This window comes from Streptomyces sp. RGM 3693, assembly GCF_050471125.1.
Lineage (GTDB): Bacteria > Actinomycetota > Actinomycetes > Streptomycetales > Streptomycetaceae > Streptomyces.
Genome location: NZ_JBMPPQ010000002.1, coordinates 1,587,050 through 1,612,673, shown reverse-complemented (window position 1 = coordinate 1,612,673; position 25,624 = coordinate 1,587,050). Strand labels below are relative to the sequence as shown.

General features: G+C 72.8%; 14 protein-coding genes and 3 pseudogenes. 9 read left to right on the top strand and 8 right to left on the bottom strand.

Annotation, left to right across the window (positions count from 1 at the left end):
• Positions 1-17 precede the first annotated feature (17 nt).
• The gene (gene recD2 / locus ACO0M4_RS24590; protein ID WP_430373087.1) at positions 18-2,276 is read right to left on the bottom strand and encodes an SF1B family DNA helicase RecD2; all 2,259 of its coding nucleotides are present in this window, start codon (positions 2,274-2,276) and stop codon (positions 18-20) included.
• 349 nt (positions 2,277-2,625) lie between these two features.
• A pseudogene (locus tag ACO0M4_RS24585) lies at positions 2,626-3,849 on the bottom strand (RNA-guided endonuclease InsQ/TnpB family protein).
• A 24-nt stretch (positions 3,850-3,873) separates the two neighbouring features.
• On the opposite strand from ACO0M4_RS24585, the gene tnpA reads away from it, so the two are divergent.
• Positions 3,874-4,290 (top strand): IS200/IS605 family transposase, encoded by a 417-nt coding sequence (tnpA, locus tag ACO0M4_RS24580; RefSeq protein WP_430373086.1) that lies wholly within the window; start codon positions 3,874-3,876, stop codon positions 4,288-4,290.
• A 73-nt stretch (positions 4,291-4,363) separates the two neighbouring features.
• Here tnpA and ACO0M4_RS24575 read toward each other — a convergent pair whose 3' ends face one another.
• Genes ACO0M4_RS24575 through ACO0M4_RS24565 form a run of 3 tightly spaced genes read right to left on the bottom strand, consistent with a single transcriptional unit; the run spans position 4,364 to position 7,565 of the window.
• A complete protein-coding gene (locus ACO0M4_RS24575; RefSeq protein ID WP_430373085.1) occupies positions 4,364-5,296 on the bottom strand; it encodes a sugar phosphate isomerase/epimerase family protein in 933 nt (310 codons plus the stop codon).
• Positions 5,293-6,420, bottom strand: a complete 1,128-nt coding sequence (locus ACO0M4_RS24570; protein ID WP_430373084.1) for a dihydrodipicolinate synthase family protein — start codon at positions 6,418-6,420, stop codon at positions 5,293-5,295. The genes ACO0M4_RS24575 and ACO0M4_RS24570 overlap by 4 nt, the downstream gene beginning before the upstream one ends.
• A complete protein-coding gene (locus tag ACO0M4_RS24565) occupies positions 6,417-7,565 on the bottom strand; it encodes a Gfo/Idh/MocA family protein (RefSeq protein WP_430373083.1) in 1,149 nt (382 codons plus the stop codon). Before ACO0M4_RS24565 ends, ACO0M4_RS24570 begins: the two co-directional genes overlap by 4 nt.
• A gap of 186 nt (positions 7,566-7,751) precedes the next feature.
• On the opposite strand from ACO0M4_RS24565, the gene ACO0M4_RS24560 reads away from it, so the two are divergent.
• The 3 genes from ACO0M4_RS24560 to ACO0M4_RS24550 all read left to right on the top strand — a co-directional run bounded on the left by ACO0M4_RS24560 (position 7,752) and on the right by ACO0M4_RS24550 (position 11,949).
• Entirely contained in the window at positions 7,752-8,912 is a 1,161-nt protein-coding gene (locus ACO0M4_RS24560; RefSeq protein ID WP_430373082.1) for a LacI family DNA-binding transcriptional regulator, read from the top strand.
• A 28-nt stretch (positions 8,913-8,940) separates the two neighbouring features.
• Positions 8,941-9,801: a sugar phosphate isomerase/epimerase family protein gene (locus ACO0M4_RS24555; protein WP_430373081.1), complete on the top strand. Its 861-nt coding sequence runs from the start codon at positions 8,941-8,943 to the stop codon at positions 9,799-9,801.
• Between the two features lie 327 nt (positions 9,802-10,128).
• Complete coding sequence (locus tag ACO0M4_RS24550; RefSeq protein WP_430373080.1) at positions 10,129-11,949, top strand: glycoside hydrolase family 3 protein; 1,821 nt, start codon at positions 10,129-10,131, stop codon at positions 11,947-11,949.
• Between the two features lie 100 nt (positions 11,950-12,049).
• Here ACO0M4_RS24550 and ACO0M4_RS24545 read toward each other — a convergent pair whose 3' ends face one another.
• Positions 12,050-13,468, bottom strand: coding sequence for a S28 family serine protease (locus ACO0M4_RS24545; RefSeq protein WP_430373079.1), 1,419 nt, complete (start codon positions 13,466-13,468; stop codon positions 12,050-12,052).
• 668 nt (positions 13,469-14,136) lie between these two features.
• Here ACO0M4_RS24545 and ACO0M4_RS24540 point away from each other — a divergent pair.
• The 5 genes and pseudogenes from ACO0M4_RS24540 to ACO0M4_RS24520 all read left to right on the top strand — a co-directional run bounded on the left by ACO0M4_RS24540 (position 14,137) and on the right by ACO0M4_RS24520 (position 18,339).
• A pseudogene (locus tag ACO0M4_RS24540) lies at positions 14,137-15,196 on the top strand (alpha/beta fold hydrolase).
• A gap of 105 nt (positions 15,197-15,301) precedes the next feature.
• A complete protein-coding gene (locus tag ACO0M4_RS24535) occupies positions 15,302-15,493 on the top strand; it encodes a hypothetical protein (RefSeq protein ID WP_430373078.1) in 192 nt (63 codons plus the stop codon).
• A 323-nt stretch (positions 15,494-15,816) separates the two neighbouring features.
• Entirely contained in the window at positions 15,817-17,451 is a 1,635-nt protein-coding gene (abc-f, locus tag ACO0M4_RS24530; protein ID WP_430373077.1) for a ribosomal protection-like ABC-F family protein, read from the top strand.
• Positions 17,452-17,531: 80 nt separating this feature from the next.
• Positions 17,532-17,738 (top strand): annotated as a pseudogene (locus ACO0M4_RS24525) (ATP-binding cassette domain-containing protein); the annotation flags it as partial.
• Between the two features lie 40 nt (positions 17,739-17,778).
• Complete coding sequence (locus ACO0M4_RS24520) at positions 17,779-18,339, top strand: CGNR zinc finger domain-containing protein (RefSeq protein WP_430373076.1); 561 nt, start codon at positions 17,779-17,781, stop codon at positions 18,337-18,339.
• Here the strand turns inward: ACO0M4_RS24520 and ACO0M4_RS24515 are convergent.
• Together ACO0M4_RS24515 and ACO0M4_RS24510 are read right to left on the bottom strand one after the other, a co-directional pair.
• Positions 18,323-22,504 (bottom strand): ABC transporter ATP-binding protein, encoded by a 4,182-nt coding sequence (locus ACO0M4_RS24515; RefSeq protein WP_430373075.1) that lies wholly within the window; start codon positions 22,502-22,504, stop codon positions 18,323-18,325. The two genes, ACO0M4_RS24520 and ACO0M4_RS24515, sit on opposite strands and share 17 nt — an antisense overlap.
• 128 nt (positions 22,505-22,632) lie before the next feature.
• A complete protein-coding gene (locus tag ACO0M4_RS24510) occupies positions 22,633-25,482 on the bottom strand; it encodes a discoidin domain-containing protein (protein ID WP_430373074.1) in 2,850 nt (949 codons plus the stop codon).
• Between the last annotated feature and the right edge of the window lie 142 nt (positions 25,483-25,624).

Sequence of the window (25,624 nt, the reverse complement as noted above, 5' to 3'; positions counted from 1 at the left end):
AGGAAAGAGGGGCGACCTCACCGCGCTCCGGCGAGCCGGTGATCCAGCGCGGTATGCCTCCGACCGGCGGATACCGTCCGCACGGCCTGACCGAGGGCTCTCCGGGACCCCACCAGCACCACCAGGCGCTTCGCCCGCGTCACAGCGGTATAGAGCAAATTGCGCTGGAGCATCATCCAGGCGCTGGTGGTGACCGGAATCACCACGGCCGGATACTCGCTTCCTTGGGAGCGATGGATCGTCACCGCATAGGCATGGGCGAGTTCGTCCAGTTCGTCGAAGTCGTACGGCACTTCCTCGTCCTCGTCCGTGAGGATCGTCAGCCGCTGCTCGACGGTGTCCAGTCCCGTGACCACCCCCACCGTCCCGTTGAAGACGCCGTTATGGCCCTTCTCGTAGTTGTTCCTGATCTGGGTGACCTTGTCGCCGACGCGGAAGACCCGGCCGCCGAAACGGCGCTCCGGCAGATCCGGGCGGGCCGGGGTCACCGCCTGTTGGAGCAGGCCGTTCAGCGCCCCCGCGCCGGCCGGGCCGCGGTGCATCGGGGCCAGCACCTGGACGTCCCGGCGCGGGTCGAGGCCGAACTTCGCCGGGATGCGGCGCGCCACCACATCGACCGTCAATCGGGCGGCCTCCTCCGCGTCCTCCTCGGCGAACAGGAAGAAATCCGCGAGACCGCTGGTCAGCGGGGGGACGCCGGAATTGATGCGGTGCGCGTTGGTGACCACGCCGGACTGCTGGGCCTGACGGAAGATCTTGGTCAGTCGGACGGCCGGCACCTTGCCGCCCGTCATCCGGCCACCGCCCCCGTCCGACGCGCCGCGCCCGGTCCCTCCCTCGGCCAGCAGATCGCGCAGCACCTCGCCGGCGCCCACCGACGGCAGCTGGTCCACATCCCCGACCAGCAGCAGGTGGGCGCCCGGCGGCACCGCCTTGACCAGCTTGTTAGCCAACAGCAGATCGAGCATCGACGCCTCGTCGACCACCACCAGATCGGCGTCCAGCGGGCGGTCCGCGTCGTAGGCGGCGTCCCCGCCCGGCCTGAGCTCCAGCAGGCGGTGCACGGTGGAGGCATCCGCCCCCGTCAGCTCCGCCAGCCGCTTGGCCGCCCGGCCCGTGGGCGCCGCCAGCACCACCGTGGCCTGCTTGGCGCGGGCCAGCTCGACCACCGAGCGGACCGTGAACGACTTGCCGCAGCCCGGCCCGCCCGTGAGCACCGCAACCTTGCTGGTCAGCGCCAGCCGAACCGCCGCCTGCTGCTCGGGCGCCAGCTCCGCCCCCGTACGCCGCGCCAGCCACGCCAGCGCCTTGTCCCAGTCCACGCCCTGGAACGCGGGCATCCGGTCGTCGTCCGTGCGCAGCAGTCTGGTCAGCCGCCCGGCCAGGGAGATCTCGGCGCGGTGGAACGGCACCAGATACACCGCGGTGACCGGAGCGCCGTCCTCCGGGCCGGGCACCTTCTCGCGGACCACGCCCTCCGGGTCCTCGGCCAACTCGGCCAGGCAGTCGATGACCAGGCCGGTGTCCACCTGGAGCAACTTCACCGCGTCCGCGATCAGTTGCTCCTCGGGCAGGAAGCAGTGCCCCTGGTCCGTGGACTGCGACAGCGCGTACTGGAGGCCGGACTTGACCCGCTCCGGGCTGTCGTGCGGGATGCCCACCGACTGGGCGATCCGGTCGGCGGTCAGGAAGCCGATGCCCCATACGTCGGCGGCCAGGCGGTAGGGCTCGTTCTTCACCACGGAGATCGACGCGTCGCCGTACTTCTTGTAGATCCGCACGGCGATGGAGGTGGACACGCCGACGCCCTGGAGGAAGACCATCACCTCCTTGATCGCCTTCTGCTCCTCCCAGGCGGCACCGATCAGCTTGGTGCGCTTGGGGCCCAGGCCGGGCACCTCGATCAGGCGCCCGGGGTCCTGCTCGATCACGTCGAGGGTGTCGATGCCGAAGTGCTCGGTGATGCGGTCCGCGATCCGGGGGCCGATGCCCTTGATGAGGCCCGAGCCCAGATATCGGCGGATGCCCTGGATGGTGGCCGGCAGGACGGTGGTGTAGTTCTCCACCGTGAACTGCTTGCCGTACTGGGGGTGCGAGCCCCAGCGGCCCTCCAACCGGAGCGACTCCCCCGGCTGCGCCCCCAGGAGCGCACCCACGACCGTCAGCAGCTCGCCGGAGCCGCGGCCCGTGTCGACCCGGGCGACGGTGTAACCGTTCTCCTCATTGGCATAGGTGATCCGCTCCAGGACCCCTTCCACCACGGCTGCGTTGAGCATGCCTTGACGGTACCGCCGGGGGCTGACAACGGGATGGGGAGCCGGGGTCGGGCTGGTCGATGGCCTGACGTGACGGAGGGGTGAGCGGCTGGCGTGTGACGCACCGGACGAGCTGTGGGTGTTCCGGCGGCGCCCGACACTTGGCCCGTCTCATAGCTGCTCGCCTGACGCGCCGTGCGATGAGACGTGTGACACGGGACACGGGATGCGCGCGGCGGGCGTCGGCAGGCGCAGGGCTGGCGTCGAGTGACGTGGGGCAGCAGTCGGCGTATGGCGGGCAGGCAGCCGACGTGGCCAGTGGAACGGGACAAGGTGGCAGGCCCGTGAAGCGGTTGAAGCCCTCCACGCCCTAAAGGACGTGGATTCCAGCCTGGGTCGTCTGACCCTTCTGGGGGGTTCCTGCTTCACCGCGCTGTGCGGGCACGGATGCCCGTCTTACCGGCGCTCCACAGGCGTTTAGTCTGTCGGCCCTTCCGGCCGCCAGGATGTTGCGAGCTGCGTTGACGTCGCGGTCGTGGACGGTCCCGCACTCCTGGCACGTCCATTCGCGGACGTGGAGGGGCTTGGGGCCGTCCTTGATGCCGCAGGCAGAGCAGACCTGAGAGGTCGGCTCGAAGCGCCCGATCTTGCCGAAGTACCGGCCGTGCTTGGCGGCCTTGTATTCCAGCATCGCGACGAACGTGGACCATCCGGCGTCGTGCACGCTCTTGGCCAGGCGGGTGCGTCCGAGGCCGGACACCGTAAGGTCTTCCACGTACACCGCTTGGTTGTCGCGAATGATCTTCGTGGATTCCTTGTGGTGCCAGTCTCGGCGCCGGTCCGCCACTTTGGCGTGCTGCCGGGCGACGAGCTTGCGAGCCTTCGCCCGGTTGTTGCTGCCCTTGGCCTTGCGGCTCAAGTCCTTCTGCAACCGCTTGAGCTTGCGTTCGGCACGTCGTAGGAACTTCGGGGCGTCGATCTTCTTTCCGTCGGCCAGGACCGCGAAGTGCGACAGGCCCAGGTCGATACCAGTTTCGGTCTCCAGCTCGGGGAGGAACTCGGGGTCGGTGTCGATGACGAACGACGCCCAGTACCGGTCGGCGGCGTCCTTGGTGACGGTGACCGAGGTCGGGACGGCGGGAAGTGGTCGGGACCAGCGGACCTCAAGGTCTCCGACTTTCGCCACGTACAGCGTGCCGTTGTCGCGAAGGGTGAAGCCGTTCGCGGTGAGCCGGATCGACTGCCGGTTGTCCTTGCGGGACTGAAAACGCGGGGGCGCGACCTTCGGCCCCTTGCGCTTGCCGGTGACGGAGGAGAAGAAGTTCCGGTACGCGGTGTGCAGGTCCCGCAGGGACTGCACGAGCACGACGGAGGACACCTCACCCAACCAAGCGCGTTCCTCGGTGCGCTTGGCGGCGGTGATGACCTGCTTTTGCAGGTCAGTGTCCTTGAGGTACGGCTCCCCGGCCGCGTGGGCTTCCTGACGCGCCCGAAGGCCGTCGTTGAAGACCACGCGGGCGCACCCGAATGCCTAGGCCAGCGCACGGCGCTGCGGGGCATCCGGATAGACCCGGTAGTTGTATCGGAGCCGCACGATCGCGATCGTATCATTTGGTCTATGAGTACAGACACTGAGTACAGGCGCGGCAGACATGTGGATTCCGCGATGCACGTGCATTTGGTCTTTGTGACGAAGTGCCGGCACGGGGCCCTGGACGACGAGATGCTGACGCGCTGCGAGGAGACCATGCGGAAGGTGTGCGAGGACTTCGAGGCGGAGCTGAAGGAGTTCAACGGCAAGCACGATCACGTACACCTGCTCGTGCACTACCCGCCGAAGGTGGCCGTGTCCTCCCTGGTGAACAGCCTCAAAGGCGTCTCCTCCCGCTACCTGCGAAAGGAGTTCACCGACCGCGTGAACCGGGCCATCATGCACGGGCACTTCTGGTCGCCGTCCTACTTCGCGGCCTCGTGCGGCGGGGCACCGTTGGCGATCATCCGACAGTACATCGAGCAGCAAAAACGTCCGCTCTAACCTACGGCTTAGAGCAGTCCTGAGATGCGCTAACCCCGCCCTGAAGGACGGGGCTTGCACGCAAGACCACTGGTCAGGTGACATGGCGGAGGAAGCGGGTGACGACCTCGGTGAGGACTTCGGTGCCGTTGCGGGACCACAGGGACGGGTTGAAGATCTCCACCTCGATGGGGCCCCGGTAACCGGCCGCGTCGACGCGTTCGCGGAACCAGCGCAGGTCCACCGCGCCGTCGCCCAGCTGCCCGCGCCCCAGGAGGACGCCCTCGGGGAGCGGCGTGATCCAGTCGGCGAGTTGGAAGGCGGCGATCCGGGAGGGCGCGCTCTCCGCACCGGTGGTGCCGTCCGTATTGGTGGTGCCGCCTGCATTGGTGGTGCCGTCCGCCCCAGTGGTGCCGTCCGCGCCGCCGGCCCGGGCGAGTTGGGCGCCGACCGTGTCGTCCCACCACAGGTGGTAGGTGTCCACCACCACGCCCACCTGGTCGGCGGAGAAGCGCTCCGCCAGATCGAGGGCCTGGGCGAGGGTGGAGACGACGCACCGGTCCGCCGCGTACATCGGGTGCAGCGGTTCCAGGGCCAGTCGTACGCCCCGCTCGGCGGCGTACGGGGCCAGTTCGGCGAGCGCGTCGGCGACCCGCTCCCGGGCGCCGGCGAGGTCCCGGCTGCCGGGCGGCAGTCCGCCGGAGACCAGGACCAGGGTGCCGGTGCCGAGTGCCGCGGCCTCCTCGACGGCGGCCCGGTTGTCCGCCAGGGCCGCCCTGCGCTCCGTGGGGTCCGCCGCGGTGAAGAAGCCGCCCCGGCACAGGCTGGTGACGGTGAGCCCGGCATCCCGTACGAGGCGGGCCGCGGCGGTCACTCCGTAGGCGCGTACCGGTGCCCGCCACAGGCCGATGCCCCGCAGGCCCGCCCGGGCGCAGCCGTCGGCCAGTTCGGGCAGTGACCACTGCCGGATGGTCTCCTGATTGAGGCTCAAGCGGGAGAGGAGGGGCTGCGCCGCGGCATCCGTCACGTGATGCTCGCCTCCTCGGCGCCGTACACGGCCAGGAGGGCGCGCATTCTGGCGGCCGCCAGGTCCGGGTCGGGGAACAGGCCCAGTGCGGCGCCGAGTTCGTGGGCGCGGCGCAGGTGGGGGAGGGAACGGGCGGATTGCAGCCCGCCGGCCATGGTGAAGTGGGACTGGTGCCCGGCCAACCAGGCGAGCAGGACCACGCCGGTCTTGTAGTAGCGGGTGGGGGCCTGGAAGAGGTGACGGGCCAGGGGGACGGTCGGGTCGAGGACGGCGCGGAAACCGGCCGGGTCGCCGACGTCCAGGCGGCGGACGGCCGCGGCGGCCAGGGGGGCGAGCGGGTCGAAGACGCCCAGCAGGGCGTCGCTGAAGCCGTGGGCGTCGCCGGCGATCAGTTCGGGGTAGTGGAAGTCGTCGCCCGTATAGCAGCGCACGCCCGGGGGGAGCCGGCGGCGCAGCCGTACTTCCCGGGTGGCGTCCAGGAGGGAGACCTTGACGCCGTCCACCGCGCCGGGGTTGTCGGCGATGATGCCGAGGAGCGTCTCCGTTGCGGTGTCGAGGTCCGGACTGCCCCAGTAGCCGGCCAGTGCCGGGTCGAACGCCGGGCCGAGCCAGTGCAGGATCACCGGGCGGGTGGTCTGGCGCAGCAGGTGCCCGTAGAGGTCGCGGTAGGCGTCCGGGCCGACGCCGAGCGCGGCGAGTTGACGGGAGGCCATCAGGACGGGCTGGGCGCCGGCGTCCTCGACTACGGTGAGCTGCTCCTCGTAGGCGGCTCGGACGTCGACCAAAGAGGCGCCGACTGGGGGGAGTTGGTCGGTTCCGGTGCCGCAGGCGAGGTGGCCGCCGACCGCGCGGGCCTCGGCGGACGAGCGGCGGATCAGTTCGGCGGCGCCGGCCCAGTCCAGGCCCATACCGCGCTGCGCGGTGTCCATCGCCTCGGCCACGCCCAGCCCGTGCGCCCAGAGGTGGTGGCGGAAGGCGAGGGTGGCGTCCCAGTCGAGGGCGGCCGGGCCGTCCGGGGTGGTGTCGGCGTGCGGGTCGGCGACCACATGGGCGGCGGCGAAGACCCTACGGGAGCGCAGCCGCGGGGGCGGCCCGGTGGCGCCAGTGGCTTCCGGAGTGGTCACCGGGTCAGCTCCGGTACGGGCAGCCGGCGGCCCTCGACCGAAGAGCGCAGGCCCAGTTCTGCGAGTCGGACACCGCGGGCGCCCGCCCAGAGGTCCCAGTGCCAGGGCCCGTCGGCCACCACGTGCCGGAGGAAGAGCTCCCACTGGGCCTTGAAGGCGTTGTCGAACTCGGCGTTGTCGGGGACCTCCTGCCACTGGTCGCGGAACGGCTCGGTGGACGGCAGGTCGGGGTTCCAGACGGGTTTGGGGGTGGTGGCGCGGTGCTGGACACGGCAGCGGCGCAGTCCGGCGACGGCCGAGCCCTCGGTGCCGTCGACCTGGAATTCCAGCAGCTCGTCGCGGTGCACCCGGACCGCCCAGGAGGAGTTGATCTGGGCGACGACGCCGCCGTCGAGTTCGAAGAGGGCGTAGGCGGCGTCGTCGGCGGTCGCCTCGTACGGGGTGCCGGACTCGTCCCAGCGGCGCGGGAGGTGGGTGGTCACCCGGGCCTGGACGGCGCGGACCGGCCCGAACAGCTCGTGCAGCACGTACTCCCAGTGCGGGAACATGTCCGCGGCGATGCCGCCGCCGTCCTCGGCCCGGTAGTTCCAGGAGGGGCGCTGGGCGGACTGCCAGTCACCTTCGAAGACCCAGTAGCCGAACTCGCCCCGTACGGACAGAACCCGGCCGAAGAAACCGCCGTCCAGGAGGCGGCGGAGTTTGCGCAGCCCGGGGAGGAACAGCTTGTCCTGGACGACGCCGTGTTTGACGCCAGCTTCCTGGGCGCGGTGGGCGAGGTCCAGGGCTCCGGTGAGGCCGGCGGCGGTGGGCTTCTCCACGTAGAGGTGCTTTCCGGCAGCAATCGCTTTCTTTACGGCCGGTTCGCGGGCGGCGGTGACCTGGGCGTCGAAGTAGATCTCGACGGAGTCGTCGGCGAGGACGGTGTCGAGGTCGGGGCTCCAGGCGAGGCCGTACCGTTCGGCCAGCGCCCGGACCCGCGGCGCGGAGCGGCCGACCAGCACCGGTTCCGGCCAGATCACCGTGCCGTCGTCCAACGGGAGTCCGCCCTGTTCGCGCAGGGCGAGGAGGGAGCGGACCAGGTGCTGGTGGTGGCCCATGCGCCCGGTCACGCCGTTCATGGCGATGCGTACGGTCCTACGTGTCACGGCCCGGCCTCTCTGCGCGCTCGGCGGTTGGGGTACGTGCGGGGGTGGGACGGGGGGAGACGGGGTGATGCGCGGATGGGGTACCTGTGGACAGTAAGCACTTTCTCCACGAGGGGACGCTAGCCTGCGTGGCAGGTCGCCAACAAGGGTGCGGCCGAGGGACGTTGCGGTGTGCGGGAGGGCGTGATGGCGGTGACGCTGGCGGATGTGGCGGCGCGTGCGGGGGTGTCGCCGGCGACCGTCTCGCGGGTGCTCAGCGGCAGCTATCCGGTGACCGAGGGCACCCGCGGCCGGGTGCTGCGCGCGGTCGCGGAGCTGGAGTACGTCGTGGACGGCCCGGCGAGCGCGCTGGCCGGCGCCGGTTCGGACCTGGTCGGCATCTTGGTGAACGACCTCGCGGACCCGTTCTTCGGGGTGTTGGCGGCCGCCGTCCAGGGGGAGCTGGGCGGCGCCGCCGGGCTCGGGGGCGAGAAGCTGGCCGTGGTGTGTGGCACGGGCGGCTCCCCGCAGCGCGAGCTGGACTACCTCACCCACCTCCAGCGGCAGCGGGCCGCCGCGGTGGTGCTGACCGGCGGCGCCCCGGAGGACTCCGGGCACGCGCGGGCCCTCGCCGCCAGGGTGGCGCGGCTGGCGGAGGCGGGCACCCGGGTGGTGCTGTGCGGGCGGCCCCCACAGGATCCGGAGGTGGCGGCGGCGGTGCCACCGGCCGCGGGCCGGGCTCGGGCCGCCGTTCCGCCCGTCACCCTGGCGTTCGACAACCGCGGCGGCGCCCGGCGGTTGACGGCGCACCTGCTGGCGCTGGGGCACCGCCGGATCGGCTGTGTGGCGGGCCCGGCCGGCCGCACCACCACGGCCGAGCGGCTGGCCGGCCACCGGGATGCGCTCGCCGCGCACGGCATCGTGGACGTGCCGGCGCGCACCGTCCCCGGGGCCTACGACCGCTCCTCGGGCTATGACGCGGCCCTGGAACTCCTCCGCCGGCAGCCGGACCTGACGGCCGTGGTGGCGGCCAACGACACCGCCGCGCTCGGGGTGTGCGCGGCGCTGCGCGACCGGGGGCTGCGGATACCCGAGGACGTCTCGGTCGCCGGTTTCGACGATCTGCCGTTCAGCGTGGACGCGGCGCCCGCGCTGACCACCGTGCGGCTGCCGCTGCGGGAGGCCGGGGCGCGGGCCGGGCGGCTGGCGCTGGGGCGGGCGGTGGCGCCGCCGGGTGGGGTGGCGACGCTGTCGGCGGAGCTGCTGGTGCGCGAGTCGACCGGTCCGGTGCGGCCCGGGGCGGCGACCGCCGGGGGTGGCGGGGGCGCGGTTTCGGGCAGGGTCGGGTCGGGCAGGTCTGGCGGCTGACGTGGCATCAGGGATGGCGGGAGGCGGGATGGACGGGGACGGTGCCCCGGCGGGGGTGCGGCTGGCGTTCTCGACGCTCGGGGTGCCGGGGATGCCGGTGGCCGAGGTGGTGCGGCTGGCCGTGGCGTGCGGCTATCAGGGGGTGGAGCTGCGGGCGCACCCCGAGGAGCCGGTGCATCCGCTGCTGGGGATACGGGAGCGGGCTGCGGTGCGCGGGCGGTTCGCGGACGCGGGCGTGGAGATCCTGACCGTGGCCGGGTACGCGCGGGTCGCGGCCGAGTGTTCGGGCCCCGCGGCGGAGGCGGCGCTCGCCCACGAATTGGCCGAACTGGTGCTGCTGGCCGGCGACTTGGGGGCCGAGTACGTCCGGGTCTTCCCCGGAGGCGGTGGCCGTCCGGCGGAGCGCGCGGAGGCGGACGCGGTCCGGCGGCTGGGGGCGGTGGCGCCGCTGGCCGCCGAGCGCGGGGTGCGGGTGGTGTTGGAGACCCATGACTCGCACCGCACCGGCGCGGCGGCGGCCCGGATCCTGGCGGCCGTGGACGATCCGCGGGTGGGGGCGCTGTGGGATGTGCTGCACAGCTGGCTGGGTGGGGAGGCGCCCGCCGCGACCCGCGCCGCGCTGGCCGGGCACCTGGGGTACGTGCAGGTCAAGGACGTGGCGTCGGCACGGGATCTGACGCCGCTTCCGTTGGGGACGGGGGTGCTGCCGCTGCCGGAGGTGGTGGCGGCGCTCGGGCCAGAGGCCGGCGGGTGGTGGTGCTGGGAGTACGAGAAGCGGTGGTATCCGGGGGCGGCGGGGCTGCCGGGGCTGCTGGCGGCAGGGCGGGCGCATCTGGCGCGGCTGCTCGACGGGGGCGAGGGCCGGGGCCGGGGTCCGGACGGCGCCTGAGCGCAGCCACACGCCCGGCGATGTCCCCACGACGTCCCATGGCGTCCCTGCGACGTCCCGACGGCATCCCCCCGGCGCCCCCGACGTCCGACGTCCCATGGCATCCCCGCACCGCCCCTACGCCGCCTCTTCGCCGTCCCCTCTCCGTCCCCTCTCCGTCCCCGCGGCGCACTCCCCCACCACACCCCCACCACACCCCGGCCCGGGCCGCAATCCCTGGGCGGCGCCGTGGTTCTCCGTCATTGACCGGCAAGAATTTTCCGGCTATCCGTGTCTCCTTGGAAGTTTCCTTCACATGTTCGAGGAAGCCCCCCGGAAGGAGCGCAGATGCACTCCAGACGTACCGTCCTGACCACCGCCGCCGCAGCAGCCGCGACCGCCGCCCTGGGCCTCGGCGAGGCCCACGCCGCCCCCTCCCCCGTCTCCTCACCCCCACGCGCCACCCTGGACCGGCTGCGCCGGCTGATCGCCCGGATGACGCCGGAGGAGAAGGCCGGCCAGCTCTTCGTGATGCGGGTGTACGGGCACTCCGCGACCGACCCGGACCCGGCCGACGCCGCGGCCAACCGCAAGGAAATCGGCGTCGCCAACGCCGCCGAACTGATCGCCAAGTACCACGTCGGCGGCATCATCTACTTCGGCTGGGCGCACAACACCCGCGACCCGCACCAGGTCGCCGACCTGTCCAACGGCATCCAGGAGGCCGCCGCCGCCCTCCGCGTCCCCGTCCCGGTGTTGATCTCCACGGACCAGGAACACGGCATAGTGGCCCGGATCGGGGCACCGGCGACGCTGCTGCCCGGCGCGATGGCGCTGGGCGCCGGCGGGTCTGTCGAGGACGCCCGCACGGCGGGGCGGATCGCCGGCCAGGAGCTGTTCGCGATGGGCGTCCGGCAGGACTACGCGCCGGACGCGGACGTCAATGTGAACCCCGCCAACCCGGTCATCGGCGTACGGTCCTTCGGGGCCGACCCGCAGGCCGTGGCCCGTATGGTCGCGGCTCAGGTGCGTGGCTACCAGGGCGCGGGGGTGGTGGCCTGCGCCAAGCACTTCCCCGGGCACGGTGACACCGACACCGACAGCCACGTCGGGCTGCCCTACATCCACCACTCCGCCCAGGAGTGGGAGCGGCTGGACGCGCCGCCCTTCAAGGCCGCGATCGCCGCCGGCATCGACTCGGTGATGACGGCGCACATCGTGGTGCCGGCCCTCGACCCCAGCGGCGATCCGGCGACCCTCTCCCGTCCGATCGTCACCGGCATCCTGCGGCAGCGGCTCGGCTACGACGGGGTGGTGGTGACCGATTCACTGGGCATGGAGGGCGTCCGGGTGAAGTACGGGGACGACCGGGTGCCGGTGCTGGCGCTGAAGGCCGGCGTGGACCAGTTGCTGAACCCGCCGGACCTGTCCGTCGCACACGCCGCGGTGGTCCGGGCACTGCGGGACGGGGAGCTGAGCGGGCGGGAGATCGACGCCAAGCTGTTGCGGATCCTGTTGCTGAAAGAGCGCCGGGGGCTGTTCGCCGATCCGTACACCTCCCGGCAGCAGGTGGACCGGGTGGTGGGGGTGCGGGCGCACCGCGCCGCCGCGGACCGGATCGCGGACCGCACCACCACGCTGCTGCGCAATGAGGGTGGGGTGTTGCCGCTGTCCCGGCGGCGGACCGGCCGGCTGCTGGTGGTGGGGGTGGATCCGGCCGCGCCGTCCGGCACCGGCGGCCCGCCGACCACGGTCCTGGCCGAGGAGCTGACCCGGTCGGGCTTCACGGCCACCGCACTGTCCACCGGGATGGCGCCGTCCTCGGAGCTCATCGCCCAGGCCCGGGCGGCGCTGGCGGAGCGGGATGCGGCGGTGGTGGCGACGTACGAGGTGACCGCGTCGTCGGCGCAGCGCACGCTGGTCGGGGCGCTGCTGGCCACGGGGAAGCCGGTGGTGCAGCTGGCGGTCCGCAATCCGTACGACATCGCGCTGTTGGACGGGGTGGCGGCGGCGTTGGCCAGCTATTCGTGGACGGATGTGGAGTTGCGGGCGGCGGCCCGGGTGATCGCCGGGCGGCGGGATCCGGCGGGCCGGCTGCCGGTGGCGATAATGCGCGCGGACGCGCCGCGGACCGCGTTGTACCAGATCGGGCACGGGCTGCGGTACTGAGCGGGCCGACGGGGCCCGGTGGGTGCGTGCCCTCCGTCCGGCGGAGGGCACGCACCCGGCGCACCCGGCGCACCCGGGATCGGTGCGGTGCGGTGCGGGCCTACGGCCGCAGGGTCATGTGCGGGGAGAGTTCCGGCCGGTCGAGGGCCTTGTTGTCCGGGGCCTGGGCGACGGCCCGGCCGTTGGCGGGCACCGGGAGGCCGGCCCAGGTGAGGAGTTCGGCGGTGGCCTTGGTGCGGTCGGTGTCCTTGAGCGTGGCGATGTTGGCGCTGTGGTTGCCGCCGGGGACGGTGAAGAGGTACGAGTCCCGGGCACCGCGGCCGAGTTCGAAGTGCTTGGCGCTCCACGGGTCGAACTGCCCGTTGACGAACATCATGCGGGTGGCGTGGTGCCGCACCCAGCGGTCGACGTCCGGCATGGCGCGCCGGTCGAACCGCATGGGGATCTCGCGGGGCACGAAACTGCGGGAGTTGTTGATGCCCGGGTAGCGCAGCAGGCCGCGCAGGTTGGGGTAGTGGTACGCGGGCTCACCGAGCTGGGTGCCGGCCTGGTAGTAGTACGGCTGGTACTTCTCCATGCCCTGGTCGGTGTAGGAGTCGAAGCCGCCGACCTTGTCGATCCAGGTCCACAGGGCGTCCGTGGAGGCGGTGGGCGCGGGCACCTCGGCGCAGGCGGTCGCGGCGGGCTGGTACTGCCAGAAGCCGAACACCAGGTCGGTGACGAGGACTTCGTAGGCCCGGTCGGCGTTGCCGGTGAGGGTGAAGGTGCGCTTGTGCTCGCCGGCCCACTTCTCGTAGCGGCCCACCATCTCGTCGCGGCGGAGCAGTGCCTCGCGCTCGACCTTGCCGACGGCGGTGCGGCACTCGGGGGTGCCGACGGTGGCGAAGAAGCGGTCGTAGGGGGCGGTGTCGGTGCGGTCGGTGTTGTTGGGGGCGACGTAGGCGACGGTGCCGTTCATGTCCTGCGGGAAGAAGCGGCGGTAGTAGGTGGCCGTCATTCCGCCCTTGCTGCCGCCGGTGGCGATCCAGTGCTTGGGGTAGAGGGCGTGCAGTGCCTGGAAGATGCGGTGCTGGTCGGTGGCGGCCTGCTGGATGTCGAGCTTCTTCCAGTCGGTGGGCACCGGGCGGGACGGGGTGAAGTAGCGGTATTCCAGGGAGATCTGGTTACCGTCGATGATCTTGGTGGGTTCGCTGCGGGACGGCGTGGTGCTGACGTTGTAGCCGGAGGTGAAGAACACCGTCGGGCGGTCGACCGACTTGTGGAGCAGGGTCAGCCGCTGCTGGAAGGTCCCCTTCTCCGGGTGCTGGTGGTCGATCGGCTGGGTGTAGGTGAGGACGAAGTAGCGGTAGCCGTCGACCGGCTTCTCCTCGATCAGGCGCATCCCGGGGATCGCGAGGATCCGGTCCTTGATGTCCGTGCCGTCCGGTCCGGCGGCGGTGGCCGCCCCTGCCGGTGCGCTGACACTCGCCGCACTTATGAGTACGGCGAGCGTCAGCAGCCATCTCTTGCCCTTGCGCATGGGCCCTCCCCTTGGGGTGTCACAGGTCGGGCCGAACCTATCCGCGCGGCGGGGGCGCCACCAGCCCCCATTGGGGCGCCGCGATCACCCGGCCAGGACCACGGGTTCGTGACCACGGTCTGCCGCGAAAACGTCGGGCATCCGCGCGAGATGAGCATCGATTGTGCGGGGGGATCATGCGCACGGCTTTCCGTGGCCGCGCGCAGCGTCGCCCTGATGGCGCGGGGGTCGTCGAGAGAGCCGCCCGCCATCGCTCCGTCCCGCAGGACGACCAGGGTCCGGGCCGCGCGCTCAGCGTCGGGGTACTCCGCGGCGCCGTTACGGAAACCGCAGCCGCGGAACCCCGGCCGACGGAGGCCGTTGCCGATCATGGCCATGACGGCGCGCAGGGCATCACGGCCCCGATGAGCGGCGAGGGCGGCCGCCACGGCGCCCTCCACCCCACTCCCCCGCCCTGCGGGCCCCATGGAATGAACGACCCCGGGCGGTCAATCGCCGCTGATGTGCGGAGAGTTGGCGCGCGTCACCTGTTTGACCGGTGACGAATGCTGTGCCACAGTCGTCCGGCACGCCCACGGCAGTCACCGGGACCGCGGGGGGGCGTGGGATCTCCTGCGAGGCGCAGACCGGTCGCAGGCCGCCACTTCGAGACGCACGGAGGGCTTCACATGATCAACAGGCGTACGTTCGGCAAGGCGCTCGGCCTGAGTGCCGGCGGCGCGGTCGCCGTGACACTGGCGGGGGCATCGGGGCCGGCGCGCGCCTCGGCCGTGCCGGAGCGGCGGGCCGGTGCGGCCGCCGCGGCCGGTCCCGGCGGACGCGGCGCGTTCCTCCCGCTCAAGAAGGTCAGGGCCGGTCTGCTGGAGATCGGCTACGCCGAGCTGGGGCCGGCACACGGACCGCCGGTCATCTGCCTGCACGGCTGGCCGTACGACATCCACAGCTTCGTCGAGGTCGCGCCCCTCCTGGCGGCGGAGGGGCACCGGGTGATCGTTCCCTATCTGCGCGGCCACGGCACGACGCGCTTCGTCTCCCGCCGGACCTTCAGGAACGGGCAGCAGTCGGCCCTCGCCCTCGACGTCATCGCCCTGATGGACGCGCTGGGGCTGGAGAAGGCGGTGCTCGCCGGATTCGACTGGGGAGCCCGGACCGCCGACATCCTCGCGGCACTGTGGCCCGAGCGCTGCAAAGCCCTGGTGTCGGTGGGCGGTTACCTCGTCGTCAACCGTGAGGCGAACCTCCAGCCGCTGGCGCCGGCGACCGAGCACGCCTGGTGGTACCAGTACTACTTCGCCACCGAGCGGGGCCGGCTCGCCATGGCGGACAAGGCCAAGCGGCACGACCTGACACGGCTGGTCTGGGACACCGCGTCCCCCACGTGGAACTTCGACGACGCCACCTTCGAGCGCACCGCCCGCCGCCTTCGAGAACCTGGACTACGCCGCCGTCGTGATCCACAACTACCGCTGGCGGCTGAGCCTCGCCGAGGGTGAACGGCGCTACGAGCCGTACGAGAAGCGGCTCGCCACCCGGCCGGTCATCGCCGTGCCGACGGTGACGCTCGACGCCGAGCGCGACCCGTTCACGGTTCCGGGCGACGGATCCGCGTACCGGGACAGGTTCACGGGCCCGTACGACCACCGGACCCTGAAGGGCATCGGCCACAACCTGCCCCAGGAGGCACCCGCGGCGTTCGCCCGGGCCGTCATCGACGCCGGCCGCCTCTGAGGGGTCAACGACTGTGCTGCGGAGGCGTGTTCATGCCAGCGCGTCCGGCGCGGCGCGGTGGAGTGGGGCCGCGCGTGAGGCAATCAAGAGAGCGGGAGGCTGACGATGCAGGACCACAGCACACAAGGCAGCGACTCGGCGGTGCGCCACGCGCGGTTCGGCGCACTGCCCGAGCGGATCGCCTACGAGGACATGGTCGAGGTGAAGGCGGCCTCGCCGAGGGACCCGGAACAGGGCATCGGCAGCCCCGGGGCGGGGAACCTCCTCGCCTGCCTGGCGTGGGACCTGGCGCTTTGAGGAGCTTCCTCCGCCGCGCGGGCCGTGGGCCTTCGCGTCGGCGGCGGAGAAAAGGGTTCGGCCGGCCGTGCGGAGCCTGGTACGGTCGCCGCGACAGTGACCCTTCGTAGAGGAGTCCGGACATGGTGGGTGACGACGACATCTCCGGGTGATACCCGGATCTGATCGACCACCGGCAGGCGCGCCCCTGGCAGTGCCGCCGTTGTGGTCATCTCGCCGTCCCCATTTTCCTGTCTCAGGCGCAGTGCCCTTCATGCGGCGGTTTCCGTACAGCGGTTCCCCCATGGAGCGCCCTGCCCTCTTTCCCTCACGAGGTCATCCCCATGTCCGACGCTTCCGTCATCTGCTCCCAGCTGACCTTCTCCTGGCCCGACGACACCCCGGTCTTCGAGGGCCTGTCCTTCACCGTCGGCGCCGGCCGTACGGGCCTGGTGGCGCCCAACGGCTCCGGCAAGAGCACCCTGCTGAAGCTGATCGCCGGCGAACTGCGCCCCGCGGCAGGGGCGTTGACCGTGCACGGCGCGATCGGCTACCTCCCGCAGACCCTCCCCCTGACCGGCGAACCGACGGTGGCCGAGGTCCTGGGCGTCGACGCGGTGATCCGCGCCATCGACGCCGTCGAGTCCGGCGACGTGCGGGAGGAGCACTTCACGACCATCGGCGACGACTGGGACATCGAAGAGCGCACCCGCGCCCAACTCGACCGGCTCGGCCTCGACCGGCTCGCCCTCGACCGGACCCTGGGCACGCTCAGCGGCGGCCAGATCGTCAGCCTCGGCCTGGCGGCGCAACTGCTCAAGCGCCCCGACGTGCTGCTGCTGGACGAACCGACCAACAACCTCGACCGCGAAGCCCGCCACAAGCTCTACGACGTGCTCGCGGACTGGAACGGCAGCCTGCTGCTCGTCAGCCACGACCGGGCCCTGCTGGACCGCATGGAGCGCATCGCCGAACTCGACCGCGGTGAACTGCGGCTGTACGGCGGCAACTTCACCCAGTACGAGGAGGCCGTACGGGCCGAGCAGGACGTCGCGGAGAAGAACGTACGCAACGCCGAGCAGGAGCTGAAGCGGGAGAAGCGCGAGATGCAGCAGGCCCGGGAACGGGCCGAGCGCCGCGCGAGCAACGCCGCCCGCAACCTCAAGAACGCCGGCCTGCCACGCATCTTCGCCGGGAACATGAAGCGCGGCGCCCAGGAATCCGCCGGCCGGGCGGGCCAGATGCACACCACCCGCGTCCACGAGGCACAGGCCCGGCTCGACGAAGCGGGACGCGCCCTGCGGGACGAGCAGCGGCTCGTCCTGGAGCTGCCCGACACCGACGTCCCCGCCGGGCGCACCGTCATCCTGGGCGAGCGGATGCAGCTCCGCCACGGGGAGCGGAACCTGTTCGCGGGGGACGGTGTCGACCTCACGATCCGCGGGCCCGAACGCATCGCGCTCACCGGCCCCAACGGCGCGGGCAAGACCACGCTGTTGCGGCTGATCGGCGGTGAACTCGCCCTGGACAGCGGGAACATCAAGCGCACCGACGGACGGATTGCCGCCCTGTCGCAACGCCTGGACCTGCTCGATGCCGACCGCACCGTGGCCGAGAACTTCGCGGCGTTCGCCCCGCACCGGCCGGAGGCGGAGCGGATGAACCTGCTCGCGCGCTTCCTGTTCCGCGGCCCCCGAGCGCACCTGCCGGTGCGCGTACTCTCCGGCGGCGAACGCCTGCGTGCCACGCTCGCCTGCGTCCTGTGCGCCGAACCGGCCCCGCAGCTGCTGCTGTTGGACGAGCCGACGAACAACCTCGACCTGGTCGGCGCGGGCCAGCTGGAGAGCGCTCTGGCGTGCTACCGCGGCGCGTTCGTGGTGGTCAGCCACGATGAGCGGTTCCTCGAACGGATCGGCGTCGACCGGTGGCTGCGGGTCGCCGGCGGCGAGCTGACGGAGACCGGGGCACCGCACGCCTGAGCCGCTGACGTGCCGCCCGTGCCCACGCCCGAGGTGCCGCACCCGGTGGGCCCAGAAACGACCACGTCGGACGGATCACCATGCATCCCCCTGCCCTGCTCGCACACGACATCGTCCGCATCCTCGGCACCCGCCGGGTCCTCGACGGAGTCGGCCTCACCGCCTCGCCCGGCCACCGCATCGGGCTGACCGGCGAGAACGGGGTCGGCAAATCGACTTTGCTGCGGATCCTCGCCGGTACCGACGAACCCGAAGCGGGCAGCGTCGGCCCGCCGGTCACGACCGGCGATCCTTGCGAGCGCCCTAGTCACCCGTCAAGATGGTGACGTGAACCTGGATCATGTCTTTGTGTGCGGCAGTCCGGCCCTGGACTTCGCGGCCACGCTCCGGGCGCGCCGCACGGCGCGATTCGAGATGTTCGCGGCCCCCGACCGCCTGGACGCGTGGTACGTGGAGTCCGGCGTCGTCGACTCTGTCTCGCCCGCCCGGCCGGCCGACGTGGAGCGGGCGACGGCCGTACGGGAAGCCGTCTACCAGCTGATCACGGCCCGGCGCCGCGGCGCGGACTTCGACGACGAGGCGCTGGCCGTGGTCAACGACGCGGCTCGCCGGGCGCCCGCGGCACCGCAGCTGACCCACTCCGGCCGCTGGACGACAGCAACGCAGCGCGAAGCGCTGTCCACCGTCGCCCGGCACGCGGTGGAACTGCTGAGTGGCCCGGACGTCCCCCTGCTCAAGGAGTGCGGCAACCCCGAGTGCACCCGCGTCTACCTCGACCGCTCGCGCGGCGGACGGCGGCAGTGGTGCGGCATGGAGTCCTGCGGCAACAAGCTCAAGGCCGCGGCGTACCGCGCCCGCAGGAAGACCGCCGTCACCGCCGCGGGGTGACCGCGGTACCTGCGGCCGAGCCTGCGGACAGGGTGGTGCCGTCGGCGGGGTCGGCCGTGCGGGTCTCCTCCTCGCCGGTGAAGGTCCGCCACAGTTCCGCGTAGCGGCCGCCGCGGGCGAGCAGTTGGGGGTGGGTGCCGTCCTCGATGATCCGGCCGCGGTCGAGCACCACCACCCGGTCGGCGCGGGCGGCGGTGGTGAGCCGGTGGGCGACGATGAGAGTGGTGCGCGGGTGAGCGCTCGATGCGGGGTGGTGGTCGGGCGATTGGTGGGCGCGACGGCCGGTGAGGCGGTCGGTGGCTTGGTTGACGACGGCCTCGGTGGCCAGGTCCAGGGCGGCGGTGGCCTCGTCGAGCAACAGCACGTCCGGGTCGGTGAGTTCGGCCCGGGCCAGGGCCAGGAGTTGGCGCTGGCCGGCGGAGAGATTGCGGCCGCGCTCGGCGATCTCGTGGAGGTAGCCGCCGTCGAGGGTGGCGATCATGGCGTGCGCGCCGACCGCCCGGGCGGCGGCCTCCACCTCGGCGTCGGTGGCGTCCGGGCGGCCGTAGGCGATGGCGTCGCGGACCGTGCCGGCGAAGAGGTAGGACTCCTGGGGGACGACGCCGAGCCGGCGGCGGTAGCCGGTCAGGTCCAGTTCGCGCAGGTCGGTGCCGTCGATGCGGACCGCGCCCGCGGTCGGGTCGTAGAAGCGGGCGACGAGCTTGACCAGGGTGGACTTGCCGGCGCCGGTCTCGCCGACGAAGGCGACGGTCTGGCCGGCGGGGATGGTCAGGTCGATGTCGGCCAGGGCCTGCTCGTCGTGGTCGCCGTAGTGGAAGTGGACGTCGTCGAAGGTGAGGTCACCGCGCAGCGCGCGGACCGCGCGGGGGTGCTCGGCGACCGGGGTGGAGGTGGGCTGGGCGAGGAGTTCGCGGATCCGGCCGAGCGAGACGGACGCCTGCTGGTAGCCGTCGAAGACCTGGGAGAGCTGCTGGACGGGGGCGAAGAAAAGGTCGATGTAGAGGAGGTAGGCGACCAGGGCGCCGGCGGTGAGGGTGTGTCCGCCGACCCGGTCGGCGCCGACGATCAGGACCAGCGCGGAGGCCACGGACGACAGGAGCTGGACGAACGGGAAGTAGACGGATATCAGGAACTGGCCGCGCACCCGGGCCCGGCGGTAGGCGTCGCTGTGCGCGGCGTACCGCTCGGCGCCGTGTCCCTCGCGGCGGAACGCCTGGACTATCCGCAGTCCGGCGACGCTCTCCTGGAGTTCGCCGTTGACGGTGCTGATCCGCTCACGGGCGAGTTCGTACGCCTTGACGCTGCGCTTGCGGAAGACGTAGGTGGCGAGGACCAGCGGGGGGAGGGTGGCGAAGACGACCAGGGCCAGCTGGATGTCGAGGGCCAGCAGGGCGAACAGGATGCCGAAGAAGGTGAGGACCGAGACGACGGCGGTGACCAGGCCGGTCTGGAGGAACGTGGACAGTGCGTCGACGTCGGTGGTCATCCGCGTCATGATCTTGCCGGTCAGCTCGCGCTCGTAGTAGTCGAGGCCGAGGCGCTGGAGCTGGGCGAAGATCTTCAGGCGGAGGGAGTACAGGACCCGTTCGCCGGTGCGGCCGGTCATGCGGTTGGCGCCGATCTGGGCGACCCATTGGGCGGCCACCACGGCCAGGGCGAACCCGGCGGCGGTCCAGACGCCGGCCAGGACGCCGCGCCGGACGCCGTCGTCGATGCCCTGCCGGATGAGGACCGGCAGCAGCAGCGAGGCGACCGCGTCCACGGCGACCAGGAGGAGGGCCAGGACCAGCGGCCCGCCGAAGCCGTGCAGCAGCCGGCGCAGGCCGTAGGAGCGCTCGGGGCGGATCGCGGCGGCCTCGTCGATGTCGGGGGTGTCGGTGGCCGGGGGCAGCGCGGCGACCTGGGCGAGGAGTTCGGGGGTGGCCGGGCTGCCGGCCATCGCGGCGGCGATGGCGGGGCCGGCGGCGGTGACCGCGCGGGGGGCGGTGCCGGCGGCGCCCGCCTCGGCCTCCTCCTCGCGGCGGACCCACAGCTCGGGGGTGATGCCGCCGGTGGCGGCCGCGGCGGCGGTGGGGTCGGCGGGCTCGGCCGGATCGGCGTCGACCAGGGCGCCGGGGCGGCGGGGGGTGCCGTCGGGGTACGGCCGGTCGCGGTCGGTGGCGGGCTCCAGCAGGCCGGTCGTCCCGGACGCCGCGTACTCGCCGCCGAAGGCCCCCGAGCTCTCGGCTCCCTTCGAGCCGGACAGGACCCGATCTCCCACCACGCCGGCGGGGTCGTGCGGGACGCCGCCCAGCTCTTCCGGGTCGGTCAGCAGCCGGCGGTACAGGGCGCAGCGTTCGGCCAGCTCCTCCTGGGTGCCGATGTCGGCGAGCCGGCCGCCGTCGAGGACCGCGACCCGGTCGGCGAGCGCCAGGGTGGAGGCGCGGTGGGCGATCAGCAGCGTGGTGCGGCCGGCCATGACGCCGCGCAGCGCCTCGTGGATCTCGTGCTCGACCCGGGCGTCGACCGCGGAGGTGGCGTCGTCGAGGACCAGTAGCCGGGGGTCGGTGAGGATGGCGCGGGCCAGGGCTATCCGCTGCCGTTGGCCGCCGGAGAGGGTCAGGCCCTGTTCGCCGACCTTGGTGTCGTAGCCGTGCGGCAGCTCCGCTATGAAGCCGTCGGCCTGGGCGGCGCGGGCGGCGGCGCGGATCTGGTCGTCGGTGGCCTCGGGGTGGCCGTAGGTGATGTTGTCGCGTATGGAGTCGGAGAACAGGAAGCTGCTCTCGGGGACCAGGCCGATGGCGGCGCGCAGCGATTCCAGGGTGAGGTCGCGTACGTCGTGGCCGCCGACCAGGACGTGGCCGGCGGTGACGTCGTAGAAGCGGGGCAGCAGCAGGGAGACGGTGGACTTGCCGCTGCCGGAGGCGCCGATGACGGCGACCGTCTCGCCGGCGTCGATGCGGAGGGAGAAATCGTCGAGGACGGGGCGGGGGGGCCGGGGGGCGGGCGGGCCGCCGGTGCCGGCGCCGGCCTGGCCGGTCGGGCTGGCCTGGCCGGCTTGGCTGTCCTGCCCGTCCTGGCCGTCTTGCCCGTCCTGGCCGTGCGCGTTGCCGGCCGGTTCGTGGTGCGGGCCGTAGCCGAAGGTGACGCGGTCGAAGACGACGGTCGCCGGGACGTCGGCGGGCAGCGCGTGGGCGTCCGGGTGCTCCTCTATGGTCGGCTCGGTGTCGATGAGTTCGTAGACCCGCTCCACGCCGGCGCGGGCCTGCTGGCCGACGGTGAGCATCATGGCCAGCATCCGGACCGGGCCGACCAGCTGCGCGAGATAGGTGGAGAAGGCGACGAAGGTGCCGAGGGTGATGTGGCCCTGGGTGGCCATCCAGCCGCCGAGCGCCAGCATCGCGACCTGGCCGAGCGCCGGGACGGCCTGGAGGGCGGGGGTGTAGCGGGCGTTGAGGCGGACCGTGCGCAGTCGGCCGGCGAACAGGCGGCGGCTGACCTCCCGGAGCTTGCCGGTCTCCTGCTCCTCCTGACCGAAGCCCTTGACGACCCGGACACCGGAGACCGCGCCGTCCACGACGGAGGCGACCGCGGCGGCCTGGCCCTGGGCGTACCAGGTGGCGGGGAACAGGCGGATGCGGCTGCGGCGCGCGATGAACCACAGGGCCGGGGCGACGGCCAGCACGACGACCGTCAGCAGCGGGGAGAGGACGGCCATCACGGCCAGCGAGACGGCGAAGAGCAGGACGTTCCCGATCATCATCGGGAGCATGAACAGCAGGCCCTGGATGAGCTGGAGGTCGCTGGTGGCGCGGCCGACGACCTGGCCGGTGCTCAGCTCGTCCTGCCGCCGCCCGTCGAGCCGGGCTATCGCGTCGAACATCCGGGTGCGCAGGTCGTGCTGGACGTCCAGGGCGAGCCGGCCGCCGTAGAAGCGGCGGAGGTAGGTGAAGGCGTAGACCACGACGGCGGCGACGATCAGGAGCGTGGCCCAGGGGGCGAGGGCCCGCTCGTGCCGGACGATCACGTCGTCGATGATCAGCTTGGGCACGAGCGGGACGAGCGCCGTGATGGCCATCCCGGCGAGCGAGGCGCCGAGCGCCAGCAGGACGTCCTTGCGGTACTGCCAACAGTCGCCGATCAGTCGCCGTGCCCAGCCCTGTCGTGCCGTGTCCGTCCCCGCCACCCGATGCCTCCCATGCGTCGTCTACCGCACAGAACCAACACCGGAGGCGGCGGATTTCATCCCGCCGCAACAAACCGCCGCAACAAACCGCCGTGGCAGACCCGACCCTCCCCCGCCCGGGGCGGCCGTCAGCGCACCCGGGTCACCTCCAGCTCGGTGACGCCCGGGTGCGGGGCGGGCTTGCCGCCGGGCCCGGGCCGGGTGTCGCCGTGCACCACGACGCGGACGTACCGGGCCGGACTGCGGCCGGCGTAGCCGGTGCCGGTCCAGTGCCGGCCGTCCCGGGAGACCTGCACGACGTACGACGTCGGGCGGGTGGCGGTCCAGTGCGGGGTGATCTGGCCGACGGTGACGGTGCGGCCCAGGTCGACGGTGAGGGTGCCGTCGGCGGCGTCCGGGACCCAGGCGGTGGTGGCGTTGCCGTCGACCGCGGCGCCGGCGTACAGGCCGGGTTCCTCGGAGCTGGCGGTGGCGGTGGTGCACCGGGCCGCGTCGGTGGTCGCGGCGAGGTCGGGGCGGCGGGTCTTGAGGACGGCCGGAACGCCGCGGCTGACCAGCTTGTCGCCCTCCGGGGTGGCGAGCGGCAGGGCGGGGCCGGCGGTGAGCCGGACCGTGGTCTGGTGGGCGCCGAGCGCGACGTCGAAGGTGCGGCCCTGCCAGTGCAGACCGCGCAGGGTGACGCCGGCGGACAGCTGCGGCGGCAGCATCGGGTCCAGGCGCACCCGGTCCTCGGTCATCCGCAGACCGGTCAGTCCGTGGGTGAAGACCTGGAGGAAGCCGCCCTTGCCGGTGAGGAAGTCCTGGGCGGGGCGGCCGGCGTGCGGGTCGCCGGCGCCGGCCTTCTCGCCGCGGGCCTCGGAGAACTCCGCGAACGGCCCGCGGACGAACGGCTTGATGGCGCGCTGGAGGTAGGTGTAGGTGGCGCAGCCGGGTTCGCCGAGGGCGGCGGCGTCGATGGCGTGCACCGAGTCGGTCATGGCCGGGCCGTCGGGGTCGGTGCGGGCGGCGTAGTAGTCGAGGGTGGCGGCGGCCTGCTGCTGGGTCATCGGCCATTGCAGGGGGTACGTCAGGAGCACCGTGTCGGCCTGCTTGATGGTCGTCCCCTTGTACCCGGCGTACTGCTCGAAGACCTTCCCGGTGCTGTCGTAGGGGATCCGCAGCTTGTCGGCGACGGTCTTCCAGGCGGCGGGGGCCGCTTCGCCCAGGAGGGTGGCTGCGCGGGTGGCGTGGCGTAGGGCGGTGGCGGCGCCGGCGTTGGTGAAGACCGCGTCGTTGACGCCGTTGCTGTACTCGTCCGGGCCGGCGACGTTCTTGATCGAGTAGCTGCCGTCGGGGTTGCGGGTGGCGCGGGAGGCCCAGAAGTCGGCGATGCCCTTCAGGACGGGCCAGCCGCGGGACTTCAGCCAGGCGGTGTCCTTGGTGGCGAGGTAGTACTGCCAGGCGGCCAGCGAGATGTCGCCCATGAGGTGGTTCTGGGTCTTGCAGTGCGGCGGGTCCCAGCTGTGGCACTCGGTCCACAGGTCGCCGGTGCTGCCGCTGGTCCAGGAGTAGAAGAGGCCCTGGTAGCCGAGGCGGCGGGCGTTGGCGCGGGCGGCGTCCCGGGTGCGGTAGCGGTAGTCGACGACGGACCGGGCGAGGTCGGGGTGGGTGGCCAGCAGACCCGGGTACATCCAGGTCTCGGCGTCCCAGAAGACCTCGCCGGCGTAGTTGTCGCTGGTCAGGCCGGTGGGGCCGATGCTGTTGGCGCTGCCGGGACGGGTCGCGGCCAGGAGTCCGTACTCCGCGGAGCGGACCCAGGACTGGAGCGCGGGCTGCCCGGACACCTCGATGTCGCTGCGCCACAGCTTCTGCCAGGTGGCGCGGTGCCGGGCGGTCAGGGCGGCCCAGCCGGCGTCGGCGGCCCGGCGGGAGGCGGTCTCGGCTGCGGTGCGCGGACCGCGGGAGGTGAGGGCGGTGTCCACGCCGACGTACTTGGTCAGCTCGTAGGTGTGGCCGCGGCGGACCGGGAAGGTCAGTCGCTGGTGGGCGCTGAGGTCCTCGGCCGTGGTGGCACCGGGGCGGGTCGTCGCGGCGCGCGGCGCGGGTCGGGCGTCCGGGACGCCGGGCCCGGCGCGCAGGGTGGAGGCGACGGCGCCCTCGGTGCCGGTGCCGTCGGTGCGGAAGCCGACGGAGACCGTGCCGGGGCGGCCGGCGCGGTCGCCCGGGGCCGGGCCGGCGGGGCGCAGTCGGCGGGCGCCGCGGCCGTCGAGGGTGTCGGTGACGGTCGTCGCGCCGCTCCAGTGGGGCGTCATCCGTAGGCGGACCGCGGCGGTGTGCGCCTCGGCCCGGTCGGCGAGCACGTCGTAGACCAGGTCGGTGGCCCGGCCGTCGGCGGCGGTCCAGGTCAGTGCGGTGCGGACGAAGCCGCAGCGCAGGGAGAGGGTCTGGCGGTAGTGGCTGATGCGGCCCGGGGTGGTGGCCGAGGAGAACGTGTCGGGGTGGGGGCCCCCGGTGGTGACGTCCAGGGTGGTCCAGGTGGGGAGGGCGGCTATCGCCTGGCGGCCCTGGAGGTTCGCCGGGCCCTTGGCGTAGAGGCCGGAGACGAAGGAACCGTCGTACTCGGGGGTCTTCAGGGGCCAGCCGGTGGTGCCGCCGGGGGCGGCGTAGCCCATGCCGTTGGGCGGGACGCGTTGGCCTAGGTAGCCGTTGCCGACGTAGGCGTGGTGGCTGTCCTGGGGGTCGATCGCGGTGGCGGTGGCGGCCCAGCCATCGGCGGTGCAGGAGCGCTGCGCGGCGGCGTCCGGGGCGGGCGTGGGGTCCGCGGCGGCGGCCGGGGCGGCGGTGGCCGGGGCCAGGGCCGCGAGCAGGGTGCCGGCGAGCAGCGCGGCGAGTGGTCCGCGCCTGCGGCGGGGCCCGCCCGGGTGGGCGGTGGGCGGCTCCGGGCGCCGCCCACCGTCGTTCCTCGCGCCGTGCTGTGGCGTCCGCTTCGTGTGATCCATGGCTCTCCGTCCCCGCACGGCCGGGACCGCGCTCCGAGGCACGGACCCAGCCTCGGCTCTGCCCAACGTCTGCGCACCCTACGGGCCGACGATCGCACCGTCACCGTTAAATGCACGGTCCATCGATTTCCGGCCGCGGTCA